This window comes from Aeromicrobium sp. CF4.19, assembly GCF_051262555.1.
In the GTDB taxonomy this organism is placed as follows: Bacteria; Actinomycetota; Actinomycetes; order Propionibacteriales; family Nocardioidaceae; genus Aeromicrobium.
This window is the reverse complement of the sequence record NZ_JBIMEU010000003.1, coordinates 17,554-33,087: the sequence shown is the minus strand read 5'-3', so window position 1 is coordinate 33,087 and position 15,534 is coordinate 17,554. Positions and strand designations below refer to the sequence as shown.

Below are 15,534 nucleotides of genomic sequence, written 5' to 3'. Positions count from 1 at the left end.
GGAAGGACGCCGTGACCGACGTGACGCGGGCCGCGCCCGTCCCGACCTCCGTCGGGCGTCGTGACGGCAGGGCCCGCAACCTGCACCCGCTCGCCTGGTGGGCCTGGGCGCTCGGGTTGGCCGTGCTCGCCGGCTCGACGACCAACCCGTGGCTCCTGGTGCTCGTCGTGCTGGTGGCGACGGTCGTCGTGATGGCTCGCAGGACGGAGGCGCCGTGGGCCCTGGGCTTCCGCTTCTACCTGTGGTTCGGCCTGGCCATCGTGGTGCTGCGGGTCCTCTTTCGGGTGCTCCTCGGTGGCGCTGGCGAGACGGTCCTCGTCGACCTCCCGGAGCTGCGTCTGCCCGACGCGCTCGGGGGTGTGGGCCTGCTCGGACCGGTGACGCTGGAGGCGGTGCTCGCGGGCCTGTACGACGGCATGCGCCTGGCCGCCATCATCATCTGCATCGGGGCAGCCAACGCCCTGGCCAACCCCAAGCGCCTGCTCGCGGCCCTGCCGCCGGCGCTGTACGAGATCGGCACGGCCGTCGTCGTGGCGCTGTCGGTCTTCCCCCAGCTCGTGGAGAGCATCCAGCGGGTGCGCCGGGCCCGACGGCTGCGCGGTGACCCGGGGCGGGGGACCGGCGCCCTGCGGCGTGTGGTGGTCCCCGTGCTGGAGGACGCGCTCGAGCGGTCGATGACGCTGGCCGCCGGCATGGACGCCCGGGGCTACGGACGGTCCGGGCGGGCCTCGACCGGGGAGCGGGCGGTCACCGGCGCGCTGCTGCTCGCCGCCCTGGCCGGGCTCGCCGTCGGGGTCTACGCCTTCCTGGACGCGAGCGCCCCCCGCGTCCTCGCCTGGCCGATGGTCGTCGGCGGCGTCGCCCTCGCGGCCGCGGGCTTCGTCTCGGCCGGCCGGCGGGTGCAGCGCGTGCGCTACCGGCCCGACCCGTGGCTGGCGGCCGACGTGCTCACCGCCCTCACCGGCCTTGCGGTCGCGGTGCTGGCCACCTCGGCACCCGTCTGGGCCGCCGGCGCCGTGCACCCGCCACTGGACGCGATCCCGGCACTGCCTCCCGCAGCGCTCGTCGTCGTGCTGCTGGGACTGGCGCCGGGCTTCCTCACGCCACCTCCTCGGCTCGGGTCGGTGTCGCGATGATCGAGCTGCGAGACGTCACCTTCACCTACGACGGCGCGGACGGACCCGTGCTGCGCGACGTCGACCTGACCCTCGACGAGAGCGAGCTGGTCCTGGTCTCCGGCCGCACCGGTACCGGCAAGAGCACCCTGCTGCGCATCATGAACGGGCTGGTGCCGCACTTCACCGGCGGGGAGCTGCGTGGTGGCGTCCTCATCGACGGGGCATCCGTCGCGGGAGTGCCGCCGCGCGAGCTGGCCCACCTCGTGGGGTGGGTCGGACAGGACCCGCTCGCGGGGTTCGTGGCGGACACGGTGGAGGAGGAGCTCGCCTACGGCATGGAGCAGCTGGGGGTGGACCACACCACGATGCGTCGCCGCGTGGAGGAGACGTTGGACCTGCTCGGCATCGAGGAGCTGCGCTCCCGGCCGCTGCGGATGCTCTCGGGCGGTCAGCAGCAGCGGGTGGCCATCGGCGCGGTGCTGACCATGCACCCGCGCGTGCTCGTGCTCGACGAGCCGACCTCGGCGCTCGACCCCACCGCCGCCGAGGAGGTCCTGGCGACGCTGGCCCGCCTCGTCGACGACGTCGGACTCACGGTGGTGCTGGCCGAGCACCGGATGGAACGCGTCATCCCGTTCGCCGACCGGCTGGCGCTGGTCGAGGAGGCCGCGGTGCGGGTGGGCGACCCGGCCGCGCTGCTGGTGGACTCACCGGTCGCGCCACCGGTCATCGAGCTGGGGCGTCTGGCCGGGTGGTCACCGCTGCCGCTGTCCGTGCGGGCCGCGCGCCGTCGGCGGGAGGAGCTGCGCGCACGCCTGGAGGCACCCGTGCCCCGGAGGGACCGCGGGCACGGTGACGTCCTGCTGCGCGCGAGCGGTGTCACGGTGACCCACGGCTCGGTGCAGGCGGTGCGCGACGTCTCGGTGCGGGTCCATCGTGGAGAGGTGGTGGCCCTGATGGGTCGCAACGGGGCCGGCAAGTCGTCGTTGCTGTGGGCCCTGCAGGGAGCCGGTCGACGTGACGCAGGGCAGATGGAGGTCGCGGGGGAGGACCCGTTCGAGGTGGGCGCCGGGCGTGCGCGCTCGCTCGTCGGGCTCGTCCCGCAGGCGGCGGGCGACCTGCTCTACCTGGAGACGGTGGCGCTGGAGTGTGCTGCGGCGGACGGCCAGGCCGCCGCGACGCAGGGACGCTGCCGGTCCCTGCTGGACCGGCTCGCACCCGGAATCGAGGCCGGGCGGCACCCGCGTGACCTCTCGGAGGGGCAGCGGCTGGCCCTCGTGCTCGCCATCGTGCTGACGGCCGAGCCCGCCGTCGTGGCGCTGGACGAGCCGACGCGCGGCCTGGACTACACCGCCAAGGCCGAGCTGCGCGCCATCTTGCGCGGACTGGCCGACGAGGGCCACGGGGTGCTGCTCGCCACCCACGACGTGGAGTTCGTCGCCGGTGTCGCTGACTCCGTCGCCGTCATGGCCGCGGGAGAGGTGGTCTCCTCCGGCGCGCCCGAGCTGGTGCTGCCGGAGTCGCCCGCCTTCGCGCCGCAGACGTGGAAGATCCTCGGGGACGACTGGCTGACCGTCGACCAGGTGGCGGGGGCCCTGCGGTGACCGCCGCGCTGCGGGTCGGGCCACGGTCGGCGGTCACGCTCGCGGCGGCGTCGTGCGTCGGCCTGCTGATGTTCGCCTGGCCGCTGGTGCTCAGGCCTGCGGCAGGGACGGACCGCGTGGATCCGCCCTTCGTCTTCCTGGTGCTGATGCCGGTCGTGATCGGCGTGGTGGTCGTGGAGCTCACCGAGGGCGGCATGGACTCCAAGGCGTTGGCCATGCTGGGCGTCCTGACCGCGATCAACGGGGCGCTGCGGACGCTCGGGGCGGGGACCTCGGGGGTCGAGCTGGTCTTCTTCGTCCTCGTGCTGGCCGGACGGGTCTTCGGGCCGGGCTTCGGGTTCGCGCTGGGTTGCACGTCGCTGTTCGCCTCGGCGTTGCTCACGGGCGCGGTGGGTCCGTGGCTGCCCTTCCAGATGATGTGCGCGGCCTGGATCGGCATGGCGGCGGGGCTGTTGCCGCGTCGGGTCACCGGGCGCTGGGAGATCGCGATGCTCGTCGTCTACGGAGTCGCCGTCGCCTACCTCTTCGGCGCGCTCATGAACCTGTGGTCCTGGCCCTTCCTGCTGGGCGTCGAGGGAGCCGACGCCGACGGTGGAACCCTCGCCTTCGTCCCGGGTGCCCCGCTGCTGGAGAACCTGCGGTCCTTCGCGCTCTACACGGTCGCGACGTCCACCGCGACGTGGGACACCGGGCGCGCCGTCACCAACGCGGTCGCCATCGTCGTGCTCGGACCGGCGATCTTGGCCACGCTGCGCCGGGCCGCCCGCCGGGCCCGCTTCGCCCCTGCCTGACTCCCGCTGAGGAGAGACTTTTCCACGGTGACGAGAGAGATCTCCACGGTGACGAGAGAGTCTTCGCGGCAGGACCGTGGTGAGTCTCTCGTCGGTGGAGGGAAAGTCTCTCGTCAGTGGGGAGAACTCTCTCCTCGGCGGGGCTCGGGGTGGCGCGTGCTCGGCGCGATGGTTCCGAGCACGGCGAGGACGCACGAGGTGGCGACGACGACCGCGGCGGCCAGGAACTGGGCCCTGAGGCCGGTGAGGCCGACGGTGAGTCCCATGGCCGCCGCGCCGACCGACTGGCCGGCCACGAGGGCGACGAACAGCACCGACGTTCCCGCGGCAGCGCGCTGGACGTCGATCCGTGCGGCCCAGGCGATGAGGGACGACGTGGCCGCGACGAAGCCCCACCCGAACGTGGCGAAGGCGAGAAGCGCCAACGTCCGGCTGCCCGGCGCGACGGCCAGGGCAAGGCAGGAGACGGCCGTGGTCGCCGATGTCAACGCCCACGCCCGCGGCGGTGACAGGCGGTCCATCGGTGCGGCCGTGGCGACGACGGCGCTGCCTCCCACGCCGATGCAGACCCACGCGAGGGCCGAGGCGTCCTGCGAGGCACCGGACTGCAGGAACAGCGTCCGCCCGTAGGTCCAGACCGCGGCCGACCCGGCGCCCAGCAGCAACGCCGCGCCGAGCGGGACGGCGTGCTCACGGAACCACGTCGGCGGCGGCAGGGCGCGTCGGGACGAGGGGGCCGTCGATGGGTCGGGACGGTCCAGGCGCAGGACGGTGGCGGCGAGGAGGATGGTGGCGACGCCGGTGAGGGCCCAGGCCGGCCGCCAGTGCGGCAGCAGGGCGAGCGCCAGCGCCCCCGCCGCCACGAGTCCGGGGCCGGTGCCGGCATTGACCACGGACTGCGTCCGGTCGCGGCGGTCCACGTCCACGTTCCGGGCCACGATGGCGACGAGGGCGGGTGAGGCCAGCCCTGCCGCCGATGAGCTCAGCACCGCGAACGGCGCGAAGACCACGACCGAGGGCGCGACGGCCATGCCCAGCGTCCCCGCCCCTGCGGTCGTGGCGGCGGCGACGACGAGCGTCCGGGCCCGGTGGTCGGCGGCCACGAACCCGCCGAGCGCACCGAGGCAGTAAGCCAGGGACGCCGCGGACGCGATGTGCCCCGCCGTGCCGTCGCCGAGGCCCAGGGACCCCTGCACGTCGGGCAGGAACAGCCCGTAGGTCAGGCGCACCAGGCCGTAGGTCGCCGCGACGAGACCCAGGCCGGCGGCGGAGAGCAGTGTCGGTCGATCAGCTCCAACCAAAAACGTACGTTTCACTTTCACAGCATAGACTGCCCTCATGGCGATGCGCGACCGCACGGCGACGAAGCTGCTCGACGCAGCCGAGGAGGTGCTGTTCGTCGACGGGATCGTTGCCACGCCGGTCGACGCGATCCTGGCCCGGGCGGGCGTCTCGACGGCCACGCTCTACCGCGGGTTCAGGACCAAGGAAGCGCTCGTCGCCGCCGTGCTGGAGCGTCGGCACCGGGCCTGGATGGCGACGTGGGACAAGGCGGTGGCCTCCGCCGCGGACGACGAGGGCCGACTGCTGGCGGTCTTCGACGCCCTCGAGCTGACCTGGTCCCGACCGGGCGGAGCGCGGTGGTGCGCCTTCCTCGGCGCCGCGGCGGAGTACGCCGAGCCGCCGCCGGAGCTGGCCGAGGCGGTGCGCACGGACACGGCGGCCCTGCGCTCCCGGCTCGGGGAGCTCGCGACCCCGGTGGCGGGCGACGGCGCAGCCGAGCTGGCCGAGCAGCTGCTGCTGGTGGTCTCGGGGACCCTCGCGATGCGGCTGCGCGAGCCCGTGCCGTCCGTCGGGCCGGCCAAGGAGCTCGCGGCGGTGCTCGTGCGCCGGGCATCGACCCGCCCGGGCTGATCCGTCCCGGGCGTCCGGACCACGGCAGCGCTCGCCCACCGCGTCGTCACTTCACGTGACATCGACGATGTCACGGTCCTACGCTGACGCCCATGGACCTCGTCGGCCTCGTCACTCTGCCCGTGCGCGTCACGGTCTCCGCCACCCGTACGACGCTCGCGCTGGGGCAGCTCGCGTCGCCGGAGGGTCCGTTGCTGCGTGAGGGCGGGTACGCCAGCCGGATCGCGGTGCTGATCGGCGAGGACGGTCTGCTCGAGCAGCTGGGCAGACTCCTTGCCGACGAGCGAGGGGTCATCGCCCTGGGGAACCTCGTCGCCGACATCACGTCCGAGGACCGGCCCATCGGCCGGGCCCTGGCTCGCGACGGACTCGTCGATCGCATGGCGTCGGAGGAGGGGCCCTTCGTCCGTCTGCTGGAGACGGACGGCCCGCTCGATCGTGCCCTGGCCGAGGAGGGCCCGCTGTACCGCTTCCTGGCTCCCGGTGGCTCGCTGGACCGGCTGCTGGCCCCGAACGGTCCGTTGGAGCGACTCACTGCGCCGGACGGCCCGCTGGAGCGCATGCTCGCGCCCGACGGTGCGCTGGACCGGCTCCTCGCCGAGGGCGGGCCGATGGACAACGTGCTCGAGCCCGGCGGTCTGCTGGAGCAGCTGCTGGAGGACGAGGGCATCCTGGAGACGCTGCTGATGCCCGGCGGCACGCTGGACCAGCTCGTCTCGCTCGGCAACACCTTCGACTCGCTCGTGCCTCGTCTGGAGGCGCTGGGCAACGCCATCCCCAACCTCAACGCCGCCGTCTCGGTGCTCAGCGGCGCGGTGGAGCCCCTCGGCACCCTCGCCCAGCGCCTGCCCGGGGGCCGGCGCCGGGTCCTGGCGCCCGCCGCGGAGCGCCCCGCGGACGCGGTCGACGGGGCGACCGAGGCCTGAGCGCCGCGCGAGCAGGCTCGCCTCGACGTACCGTGGAGGTCGGGGATCCGGGCAGTGACCCCTGCAGCAGGAGGTGAGCGATGGGCCAGCCGACCGCGGAGGGTCGATTCTCGCGGCTGCCCGAGCCGATCCGGCTCGAGGACACCATCGCCGAGCTCGACGTGCGGGCCGTCCCCGACCCCGAGTCGGGCCGCGACACCGAGCGCGACTTCCTGCTTCGCCACGCCCTGCCCTGAGGCGGCGCACCCGGCCCGACCTAGGGTCGAGACCATGACCCGGGACCCGACGACGAGCTGGGCACGTGCAGCCGGGTGGGCCGGCGGCGTCGCGCTGGCGGTCGCGGCCACGGTGGCGCTGGTCTTCGCCCTCATCCTGCGGATCTCCGGGGTGGACGTGCTGCTGCTCGGTGCCCGGTGGGAGGACGGCGTCGGGGCGGACGTGGCGGTCTCGATCCTCGTGGCCGGTCTGGCCGTGGCGGTCGGCCTGGTGCTGGCCGTGCGGCTGCGGCCCACGGAGGTGCTGCCGTGGCGATGGTTGCTGGCGGCGGCCGTGCTGGTGATCCCGTGCGGCGCGGTGCTCGAGCTCGTCGCGGCGATCCTGCGCGGCGTGCTGGGCCTGGACGTACCGGCCTGAGCGGCCGGGTCCACGGCGTCCGGACCCGGCCGAGATCGACTCGAGCGCCGGCTCCTGCACGGGGCCGGCGTCGCACCGACGTCGGACACGGCCCCGATCATCGCGGCCGATACGATCGCTTGGTGACCGACGCTCCCGCCAAGCCCGTCCTGGACCCTGCGGCGAAGCCCGCCCTCGACACCGTCTCCGTCGCCCGCCGGACCCCCGAGCGTGCGCTGCCGTGGGGCGAGCTGGGCCTGAAGCCCGATGAGTACGAGAGCATCGTCGAGATCCTCGGCCGGCGTCCCACGGGTGCGGAGCTGGCGATGTACTCGGTGATGTGGAGCGAGCACTGCTCCTACAAGTCCTCCAAGGTGCACCTGAAGAAGTTCGGCGAGCTGCCGCAGGAGACCCCGCTGGGCAAGACGCTCGCCGGCATCGGCGAGAACGCGGGCGTCATCGACATCGGCCAGGGATACGCCGTCACCTTCAAGGTGGAGTCCCACAACCACCCCAGCTACGTCGAGCCCTACCAGGGCGCGGCCACCGGCGTCGGCGGAATCGTCCGCGACATCCTCGCGATGGGTGCCCGGCCCGTGGCCGTCATGGACCCCCTGCGCTTCGGCCCGTTGACGGCGCCGGACACCAAGCGCGTGCTCCCGGGCATCGTCGCCGGCGTCGGCGGCTACGGCAACTGCCTGGGCCTGCCCAACATCGGCGGCGAGGTCGTGTTCGACGAGACCTACGTCGGCAACCCGCTCGTCAACGCCCTGTGCGTCGGCGTCCTGCGGCACGAGGACCTGCACCTCGCCTTCGCCTCGGGCGTGGGCAACAAGGTCGTCCTCTACGGCGCCCGCACCGGCGGCGACGGCATCGGCGGCGTCTCCGTCCTGGCGTCGGAGACCTTCGACGCTGATGGCCCCGCCAAGCGGCCGAGCGTGCAGGTCGGCGACCCCTTCATGGAGAAGCTGCTCATCGAGTGCACGCTCGAGCTCTTCGGTGCCGGAGTGGTCAACGGCATCCAGGATCTCGGTGGCGCCGGCCTCTCCTGCGCCACGAGCGAGCTGGCCTCCGCCGGCGACGGTGGCATGCACGTCGAGCTCGACACCGTCCCGCTGCGCGACTCCACGCTCTCGCCGGAGGAGATCCTGATGAGCGAGAGCCAGGAGCGGATGATGGCCGTCGTCGAGCCCGAGCACCTCGACGCCTTCATGGCCATCTGTGGGAAGTGGGACGTCGAGGCCGTCGTGGTCGGCGAGGTCACCGACGGCGAGCACCTCGTCATCGACTGGCACGGCGAGACCGTCGTCGACGTGCCGCCGCGCTCGGTGGCGCACGACGGCCCCACCTACGAGCGCCCGTACGCGCGTCCCGACTGGCAGGACGCCCTGCAGGCCGACGGTGCGGAGGCCCTTCCGCGCCCCACGACCGGCGACGAGCTGCGCGAGGCCCTGCTGCGCCTGGTCGGCTCGCCCAATCTCGCGGACAAGTCCTGGGTCACCGACCAGTACGACCGTTACGTGCAGGGCAACACGGTCCTGGCCCAGCCCGAGGACGCCGGCGTCGTGCGGGTCGACGAGGACAGCCACCTCGGCGTCGCGGTGTCCACCGACTGCAACGGCCGCTTCGCCAAGCTCGACCCCTACGTCGGGGCCCAGCTGGCGCTCGCCGAGTCCTTCCGCAACGTCGCCGTCACCGGCGCGCTGCCGCTCGCCGTCACCGACTGCCTCAACTTCGGCTCGCCGGAGGACCCGGACGTCATGTGGCAGTTCGAGCAGGCCACGCACGGCCTCAAGGACGCGTGCGCCGAGCTGGGGATCCCGGTCACCGGCGGCAACGTCTCCTTCTACAACCAGACCGGCGACACCCCGATCCTGCCGACGCCGGTCGTCGGCGTGCTCGGCGTGGTCGACGACGTCCGGCGCAGGGTGACGCAGGGCTTCGAGCGCCCGGACGAGCACGTGCTGCTGCTCGGCGAGACGCGCGAGGAGCTCTCCGGCTCGTCGTGGGCCGACGTCGTCCACGGGCATCTGGGTGGTCTCCCGCCGAGCGTCGACCTGCCCGCGGAGCAGGCCCTCGCGGCCGTCCTGCGTGCCGCCGCGGCCGACGGCCTGCTCACCGCCGCCCACGACCTCTCCGACGGCGGACTCGCCATGGCGCTGGTCGAGGGGACCTTGCGCCACGGCGTCGGCGTCCACGTCGAGATCGACGACGACGCGTTCCTGGCGCTGTTCAGCGAGTCCGCGGCCCGCGCGATCGTCGTGGTGCCCGAGGACCAGCACGACGCCGTCCTGGCCCTGTGCGAGCAGCACGGCGTCGACGTCGCGTCGATCGGGCTCACCGGCGGAGACGCGGTGGAGGTGGCGGGCTCGTTCAGGGTCCCGCTCGCAGAGCTGCGCGCCGCCTGGACCGCGACCCTCCCGGCCGTCCTGGGACCCATCCTCGGCGGCGGCTCGGCGAGCCCCGGCCTCTGATGGCTCGCCCCTCCGCCCAGCTGACGCCGGAGGTGCTCGACGGCCTGCTGGCCCGTCTCGACGCCGGCGACACGGCCCGCGAGGTCCTCAAGCCGCTCACCAAGCACTACCTCGGGCAGCTGGCGCGCAAGGCGCCGGGCCGCAGCGTGGAGGTCCGCGTGCCGCCCTTCGCCGCGGTGCAGTGCATCGAGGGCGCCACGCACACGCGAGGGACCCCGCCGGCCGTCGTCGAGACCGACGCCCTGACGTGGATCGACCTCGCCCGAGGCCGGCTGGCCTGGGCGGACGCGACGGTGCAGGCGTCGGGGGAGCGTTCGGACCTCTCCGCCCATCTCCCGCTGTGAGTGCTCGGCACGTCCTTTCCTGACGATCGTGGCCGAGCCGGGCACGTCTTGGGCCGGCGGCGTTCGGTGTGCCCGCTCCGCCGTGCCTATGTATCGTGTGGGACAGCGCGGTCCCGACCCATCACCCCTGGAGGGTCGGGACCGCGTCTTGCGTGCCGGGCCGGGTCAGACCTGACGGCCGCCGCCCCAGTAGGGCTTGCGCAGGTCGCGCTTGAGGATCTTGCCCGACGGGTTGCGCGGCAGCGCCTCGACGACGTCGATGGAGCGCGGCGTCTTGTAGCCGGCCAGGCGTTCGCGGGTCCAGGCGATCAGCTCGTCGGAGGTCACGACCTCGCCGGGCTTGAGCGCGACGACGGCCTTGACGGACTCGCCCCACCGGTCGTCCGGGACGCCGATGACGGCGATCTCCAGCACGGAGGGGTGCTCGGCGAGGACCCGCTCCACCTCCGGCGAGTACACGTTCTCGCCACCGGTGATGATCATGTCCTTGACGCGGTCCTCGATGAAGACGAAACCGTCGTCGTCGATGCGCCCGACGTCCCCGGACCGCAGCCATCCCTCCACGAGCAGGTCGGCGCTGGCCTCCGGCTTGCCGAGGTACCCCGGCGTGGCCTGCTCGGTCCGCCACCACAGCTCGCCCGAGGCTCCGGGATCGACGTCGGTGAGCGTGGCCGGGTCGACGACTCGCGCCTCGACCCCCGGGATCGGCTTGCCGGCGGAGACGAGGCGTTCCTCGTGTCCACCCTCGGACAGCGCCTCCTGGTGCGCGGCGTGGTCCAGGATCGTCACGACCCCGCCCATCTCGGTCATCCCGTAGACCTGCGTGAACTCAGTGGCCGTCCAGTGCTCGAGGGCGCCGCGCAGCACGGGCAGCGGCATCGGGGCCGCGCCGTAGGTGAAGACCTTGAGCCGGCTGAACAACGCCATGGCATCGGGTCCGGCCTGCAGCAGACCCGCGACCACCGCGGGGACGAGGAACGCGTGCGTGACGCCGGCCATCATGGCCTGCGCCAGCAGCTGGGGGTCGACCTCGCGGATGACGTACCCCGGAGTCCCGGTGGCCGGGCCGAACAGGGCGTAGGAGGAGCCGCCGACGTGGAACATCGGCATCGCGATCAGCATCATGTCGCCCTCGCCGTAGACGATGTCGCCGATCGCGTTGCGGGTGTGCACGACCATGTTGTGCTGGGTCAGCACGACGCCCTTGGGACGGCCGGTGGTGCCGGAGCTGTACATGACCAGGCACGGGTCGTCCGGCTCGACGTCGGCCCGGCGGTCGATCGGGTCGGCAGCGGCCAGCAGGTCGTCGTACTCGTCATCGGGACCGCCGAGCACGATGATCCGCTCGACGTGCGTGAGCCGGTCGCGGATCAGCGCGACCTGGTCCACGAGCTCGTGACCCACGAGCAGGATGCGCGCTCCGGAGTCGTTGATGACGTAGTCGAGCTCGTCGCCGGCGAGACGCCAGTTGACGATCGCGTTGGCGCAGCCGACCAGGCACGAGGCCTGGGTCGCGGTGAGGATGGCCGGGTTGTTCTTGTCCAGCGTCGCGATGCGGTCGCCGCGCCCGATGCCCTCGGCCACCAGCGCCCCGGCGAGGCGACGGGCGTCGTCCCACGCCTGCGCCCACGTCCAGGTGCGGTCGAGGTAGGTCCAGCAGAGTCCGTCGGGCTCGTGCTCGGCGCGGTGGGCGTGGAAGTCGGACAGGAACGTGGCGTCGGGCACGTGCATGGATGCTCCTCGCAGGGTGACGTGGGTCACGCCAGCCTACGGGTCGGTGGGCGACGTCACTGTCGAAGCGAGGAGCCCATCGGGGTCGCTCGCACGAGTGTTCGGCGTGTCCGGACCCCCGGCCCCGGTCAAGCCTCGACGGCCTCGGCCAGGCGGTCCAGGGTGCGGCGCATGTTCTTCTCGGTGGTTGCCGGCATCGACGACCGCTTGAGCAGGAAAGCCTGCTTGTCCTGTGACAGGTCCCAGGTCTCGCGGACCAGGGTGCTGCCCTCCGGCTGTGGCTCGAGCTCGTAGCGCCAGATGCGTCCACCGACGACGCCGCCGAACCCCTTGGTCTGCCAGGCGATGCGCCGGCCGGGCTCGAGCTCGATGACGGTGTTCTTGGTCGAGTACGGCAGTCCCATCTTCATCGACATGCCGAACACCGAGCCCAGCTCGAGCGGTCGGCTCGGCGCGCTGGTCCCCTGCACGGTGCCGGACCCGTCGAAGCTCTCGTGCCGGCCGGCGTCGGCGAGGAGTGCGAAGATCTCCTCCGGCTCGGCCCGGATGACGCGTTCGACGCTGACGGTGTCGGAGTCCATGGCGCCCACGGTAGGCCCCGCGGCCCAGACCTGCTCGCCCGCGCCCGCCGGCCCCCGTCAGGGGCGATGGCGCGGTGGCTGGCCCTACACTGAGGGTGTGCCTCGCGGAGATGGTCGACTGACCCACGACATCGATCCTCAGGACGTCGGACCCCAGGACGCCTGTGGCGTCTTCGGCGTCTGGGCGCCCGGTGAGGAGGTCGCCAAGCTGACCTACTACGGGCTGTACGCGCTGCAGCATCGTGGTCAGGAGTCGGCCGGCATCGCCGTCAGCAACGGGCGCCAGATCCTCGTGTACAAGGACATGGGGCTCGTCTCGCAGGTCTTCGACGAGGCCACGCTGGAGTCCCTGAAGGGTGAGGTGGCGATCGGCCACGCGCGCTACAGCACGACGGGCGCGAGCGTCTGGCAGAACGCCCAGCCGACGTTCCGCCCCACGGCGTCCGGCGCGGTGGCCCTGGGGCACAACGGCAACCTCACCAACACCGCCGATCTCGTCGCCATGCTGCGCGAGCGGACCGCCGCCCCCGGCTCCGTCTCCGCCGGCAAGGGCGAGACCGCCACCACCGACACCGCCGTCATGGCGAGCCTGCTGTCGTCGTACCAGGACCGCTCGGTCGAGGAGGCTGCGATCGAGGTGCTGCCCGCGCTGCGCGGCGCCTTCTCCCTGGTCTTCATGGACGAGAACACGCTCTACGCCGCCCGCGACCCGCAGGGCATCAGGCCCCTCGTCCTCGGTCGGCTCGAGCGCGGCTGGGTCGTGGCCAGCGAGACGGCGGCCCTGGACATCGTGGGTGCCTCCTTCATCCGTGAGGTCGAGCCGGGCGAGTTCATCGCGATCGACGCCGACGGGCTGCGCACCGAGCGTTTCGCGCCGGCCGCTCCCAAGGGTTGCATCTTCGAGTACGTCTACCTCGCCCGACCGGACACGACGATCTCCGGCCAACGGGTCTTCTCCGTGCGCGCGGAGATCGGCCGCCGCCTCGCCCGTGAGCACCCGGTGGAGGCGGACCTGGTCATCCCGGTCCCGGAGTCCGGCACCCCGGCCGCCATCGGCTACGCCGAGGAGAGCGGCATCCCCTTCGGGCACGGTCTGGTCAAGAACTCCTACGTCGGCCGGACCTTCATCCAGCCCTCGCAGACCATCCGCCAGCTCGGCATCCGGCTCAAGCTGAACCCGCTGCGCGACGTCATCGAGGGCAAGCGGCTCGTCGTGGTCGACGACTCGATCGTGCGCGGGAACACCCAGCGCGCCCTCGTGCGGATGCTGCGCGAGTTCGGCGCTGCGGAGGTGCACGTGCGCATCTCCAGCCCGCCGGTGAAGTGGCCGTGCTTCTACGGCATCGACTTCGCCTCGCGAGCCGAGCTCATCGCCGGCGGCATCAGCGTCGAGGAGATCCGTCGCTCCATCGGGTCGGACTCCCTCGCCTACGTCGAGCTCGACCAGCTCGTCGAGGCCACGAACGTGCCCAAGGATCGGCTCTGCCGGGCCTGCTTCGACGGCATCTACCCCGTTGCGCTGCCGGAGGACGACCTCATCGGCAAGCACCTGCTGGAGGCCGACGTCGAGCCGTTGAAGGTCATCCAGTGAGTGGTGGGTCGTACGCCGCGGCCGGGGTCTCCATCGAGGAGGGCGACCGCGCCGTCGAGCTCATGAAGGAGTGGGTCGACAAGGCCCGGCGGCCGGAGGTGGTCGGTGGGATCGGCGGGTTCGCCGGTCTCTTCGACGCCAGTGCGCTCAAGGACTACCGACGCCCGCTCCTGGCCACGTCGGCCGACGGCGTGGGCACGAAGGTCGCCATCGCCCAGGCCATGGACGTGCACGACACGATCGGCTACGACCTCGTCGGCATGCTCGTCGACGACCTCGTGGTGTGCGGGGCCGAGCCGCTCTTCCTCACCGACTACATCGCCTGCGGCAAGGTCGTGCCCGAGCGCATCGCCGACGTGGTCAAGGGCATCGCCCAGGCGTGTGCCGAGGCGGGCACGGCACTGCTGGGCGGGGAGACGGCCGAGCACCCGGGCCTGCTGGAGCCCGACGAGTACGACGTCGCCGGCTCCACGACGGGTGTGGTGGAGGCCGATCGCCTGCTGGGTGCCGAGCTCGTCCGACCCGGCGACGCCGTCGTGGCGATGGCCTCCTCCGGGCTGCACTCCAACGGGTACTCGCTCGTGCGCCACGTGCTCCTCGGCGGCGCGGGCTGGACCCTGGATCGTGAGGTCCCCGAGCTGGGCGGACGCCTGGGCGAGACGTTGCTGACCCCGACCCGCCTGTACACGCTGCCGTGCCTCGGGCTCGCGGACGCGCTCGACGTCCACGCGATGTCCCACGTGACCGGTGGCGGCCTGGCCGCCAACCTGGCGCGCGTCGTCCCCGAGACCGTCTCCGTGCGCGTCGACCGCTCCTCGTGGTCGCGGCCGGCCGTCTTCGACCTCGTCGCCGACGTCGGCTCGGTGCGGCGCGACGACTTGGAGGAAGCACTCAACATCGGCGTCGGGATGGTCGCGCTGGTGGCCGGTGAGGATGCCGACGCGGCCGTGCGCTTCCTCACCGACCAAGGCGTCGAGGCCTGGATCGCCGGCGACGTCGCCGAGGCGGGCGTCCATGGCGGCGCCGGTTCGGTGACGCTGCACGGTGAGCACGCCTGAGGAGGGCCGCGAGGGCCATGCCGTGATGGGTGCCCCCGTGACGATGCTGGCCCTGGTGCACGACGTCGAGGACCTCGATCGCCGCCCGCAGCCCGCCGACCTCACCGCCGAGCACGAGAGCAGCACGCTGGGCCTCACCGCCCGACTGACCTCCGTCGTCGCCGGTCTCGTGGTCGGGTGCTTCGCCGCGGCGGTGGCACTGGTGCCCTTCACCCTGCTGTCCGGTGACATCCTCGCCACCGTCGTGGCGCTTGTCACGGGCGCGGTGGTGGCGCTCGTGCTGCGCCGGGCCTCCGGGCTGGACGTGAGGATCGCGTTCGCGACGGCAGCCCTCGTCCCGCTGGCCTGCGCTGTGCTCCACCCGTCCGTGGCTCACTTCGGGGGCCGCCTCGTGGTGGGGACGGTCGCGGCCGTGCTGGTCTACTTCAGTGCACTGGCCTCGTGGAAGATCAGGCAGGCCCGCGCCGACCTCACGGCCTGGAACCGCGCCTACGCCCACCTCGCGGAGGACCCGAGGCGCGCCACCGCTGCGCGTCCGTCGATGCAGCGCGAGCCCGCCGGCGCGGCCCATCGCTTCACCGGGACCGTCGACTACGTCGACGACGCGGGGCAGACCCGCACGGTGCCGCTGACCTCGGCGCTCGGGCTCCAGCTGGTCTACGCCGAGGACCAGGTGGCCACGGACGCCAGTCCCTGCGTGGTCTGGCACAGTGCCGATCATGCCGTCGTCCTGACGGTCGTGCTGATGGATCGCGACGCGGTGTGAGAGGTCACGCGGACCGTGTCGGCC

The 15,534-nt window shown here is 72.9% G+C and carries 15 protein-coding genes; 12 read left to right on the top strand and 3 right to left on the bottom strand.

Annotation, left to right across the window (positions count from 1 at the left end):
• Window positions 1-11: 11 nt before the first annotated feature.
• From ACHAAC_RS07845 to ACHAAC_RS07835, 3 genes are read left to right on the top strand one after another with little or no spacing between them, the layout of a single operon-like run.
• A complete protein-coding gene (locus tag ACHAAC_RS07845) occupies window positions 12-1,136 on the top strand; it encodes a CbiQ family ECF transporter T component (protein ID WP_435715568.1) in 1,125 nt (374 codons plus the stop codon).
• On the top strand, window positions 1,133-2,722 hold the full coding sequence (locus ACHAAC_RS07840) for an ABC transporter ATP-binding protein (RefSeq protein WP_435715567.1): 1,590 nt from the start codon (window positions 1,133-1,135) through the stop codon (window positions 2,720-2,722). The genes ACHAAC_RS07845 and ACHAAC_RS07840 overlap by 4 nt, the downstream gene beginning before the upstream one ends.
• The gene (locus ACHAAC_RS07835) at window positions 2,719-3,513 is read left to right on the top strand and encodes an ECF transporter S component (RefSeq protein ID WP_435715566.1); all 795 of its coding nucleotides are present in this window, start codon (window positions 2,719-2,721) and stop codon (window positions 3,511-3,513) included. The genes ACHAAC_RS07840 and ACHAAC_RS07835 overlap by 4 nt, the downstream gene beginning before the upstream one ends.
• A 113-nt stretch (window positions 3,514-3,626) precedes the next feature.
• On the opposite strand, the gene ACHAAC_RS07830 is transcribed toward ACHAAC_RS07835, so the two are convergent.
• The gene (locus ACHAAC_RS07830; protein WP_435715565.1) at window positions 3,627-4,829 is read right to left on the bottom strand and encodes an MFS transporter; all 1,203 of its coding nucleotides are present in this window, start codon (window positions 4,827-4,829) and stop codon (window positions 3,627-3,629) included.
• 22 nt (window positions 4,830-4,851) lie between these two features.
• Between ACHAAC_RS07830 and ACHAAC_RS07825 the strand changes: the two genes are divergently transcribed.
• The 6 genes from ACHAAC_RS07825 to ACHAAC_RS07800 all read left to right on the top strand — a co-directional run bounded on the left by ACHAAC_RS07825 (window position 4,852) and on the right by ACHAAC_RS07800 (window position 9,783).
• The gene (locus ACHAAC_RS07825) at window positions 4,852-5,427 is read left to right on the top strand and encodes a TetR/AcrR family transcriptional regulator (protein WP_435715564.1); all 576 of its coding nucleotides are present in this window, start codon (window positions 4,852-4,854) and stop codon (window positions 5,425-5,427) included.
• A 92-nt stretch (window positions 5,428-5,519) separates the two neighbouring features.
• Complete coding sequence (locus ACHAAC_RS07820; protein WP_435715563.1) at window positions 5,520-6,353, top strand: hypothetical protein; 834 nt, start codon at window positions 5,520-5,522, stop codon at window positions 6,351-6,353.
• An 80-nt stretch (window positions 6,354-6,433) separates the two neighbouring features.
• Window positions 6,434-6,589: a hypothetical protein gene (locus ACHAAC_RS07815; protein WP_435715562.1), complete on the top strand. Its 156-nt coding sequence runs from the start codon at window positions 6,434-6,436 to the stop codon at window positions 6,587-6,589.
• A gap of 34 nt (window positions 6,590-6,623) precedes the next feature.
• Window positions 6,624-6,986, top strand: coding sequence for a hypothetical protein (locus ACHAAC_RS07810; RefSeq protein ID WP_435715561.1), 363 nt, complete (start codon window positions 6,624-6,626; stop codon window positions 6,984-6,986).
• A 122-nt stretch (window positions 6,987-7,108) separates the two neighbouring features.
• On the top strand, window positions 7,109-9,439 hold the full coding sequence (gene purL / locus ACHAAC_RS07805; RefSeq protein WP_435715560.1) for a phosphoribosylformylglycinamidine synthase subunit PurL: 2,331 nt from the start codon (window positions 7,109-7,111) through the stop codon (window positions 9,437-9,439).
• Window positions 9,439-9,783 (top strand): sterol carrier family protein, encoded by a 345-nt coding sequence (locus tag ACHAAC_RS07800; RefSeq protein WP_435715559.1) that lies wholly within the window; start codon window positions 9,439-9,441, stop codon window positions 9,781-9,783. The genes purL and ACHAAC_RS07800 overlap by 1 nt, the downstream gene beginning before the upstream one ends.
• Before the next feature lie 165 nt (window positions 9,784-9,948).
• On the opposite strand, the gene ACHAAC_RS07795 is transcribed toward ACHAAC_RS07800, so the two are convergent.
• Window positions 9,949-11,514 carry a long-chain-fatty-acid--CoA ligase gene (locus ACHAAC_RS07795; protein WP_435715558.1) on the bottom strand — a complete coding sequence of 522 codons (1,566 nt, stop codon included), beginning with the start codon at window positions 11,512-11,514 and terminating at the stop codon, window positions 9,949-9,951.
• A 128-nt stretch (window positions 11,515-11,642) separates the two neighbouring features.
• Window positions 11,643-12,095: an SRPBCC family protein gene (locus ACHAAC_RS07790; RefSeq protein WP_435715557.1), complete on the bottom strand. Its 453-nt coding sequence runs from the start codon at window positions 12,093-12,095 to the stop codon at window positions 11,643-11,645.
• Window positions 12,096-12,192: 97 nt separating this feature from the next.
• Between ACHAAC_RS07790 and purF the strand changes: the two genes are divergently transcribed.
• The 3 genes from purF to ACHAAC_RS07775 are packed head-to-tail and all read left to right on the top strand — an operon-like array spanning window position 12,193 to window position 15,510.
• Entirely contained in the window at window positions 12,193-13,686 is a 1,494-nt protein-coding gene (purF, locus tag ACHAAC_RS07785) for an amidophosphoribosyltransferase (RefSeq protein ID WP_435715556.1), read from the top strand.
• A complete protein-coding gene (purM, locus tag ACHAAC_RS07780) occupies window positions 13,683-14,744 on the top strand; it encodes a phosphoribosylformylglycinamidine cyclo-ligase (RefSeq protein ID WP_435715555.1) in 1,062 nt (353 codons plus the stop codon). Before purF ends, purM begins: the two co-directional genes overlap by 4 nt.
• Complete coding sequence (locus tag ACHAAC_RS07775; protein WP_435715554.1) at window positions 14,731-15,510, top strand: hypothetical protein; 780 nt, start codon at window positions 14,731-14,733, stop codon at window positions 15,508-15,510. Before purM ends, ACHAAC_RS07775 begins: the two co-directional genes overlap by 14 nt.
• The last annotated feature ends 24 nt before the right edge of the window (window positions 15,511-15,534 follow it).

Bases quoted from the DNA above. Each gene is read 5' to 3' on its own strand.
- ACHAAC_RS07795 (WP_435715558.1), bottom strand. From the start codon at position 11,514: ATGCACGTGCCCGACGCCACGTTCCTGTCCGACTTCCACGCCCACCGC.
- ACHAAC_RS07790 (WP_435715557.1), bottom strand. From the start codon at position 12,095: ATGGACTCCGACACCGTCAGCGTCGAACGCGTCATCCGGGCCGAGCCG.
- ACHAAC_RS07800 (WP_435715559.1), top strand. From the start codon at position 9,439: ATGGCTCGCCCCTCCGCCCAGCTGACGCCGGAGGTGCTCGACGGCCTG.
- ACHAAC_RS07815 (WP_435715562.1), top strand. From the start codon at position 6,434: ATGGGCCAGCCGACCGCGGAGGGTCGATTCTCGCGGCTGCCCGAGCCG.
- ACHAAC_RS07840 (WP_435715567.1), top strand. From the start codon at position 1,133: ATGATCGAGCTGCGAGACGTCACCTTCACCTACGACGGCGCGGACGGA.
- ACHAAC_RS07820 (WP_435715563.1), top strand. From the start codon at position 5,520: ATGGACCTCGTCGGCCTCGTCACTCTGCCCGTGCGCGTCACGGTCTCC.
- ACHAAC_RS07825 (WP_435715564.1), top strand. From the start codon at position 4,852: ATGGCGATGCGCGACCGCACGGCGACGAAGCTGCTCGACGCAGCCGAG.
- ACHAAC_RS07810 (WP_435715561.1), top strand. From the start codon at position 6,624: ATGACCCGGGACCCGACGACGAGCTGGGCACGTGCAGCCGGGTGGGCC.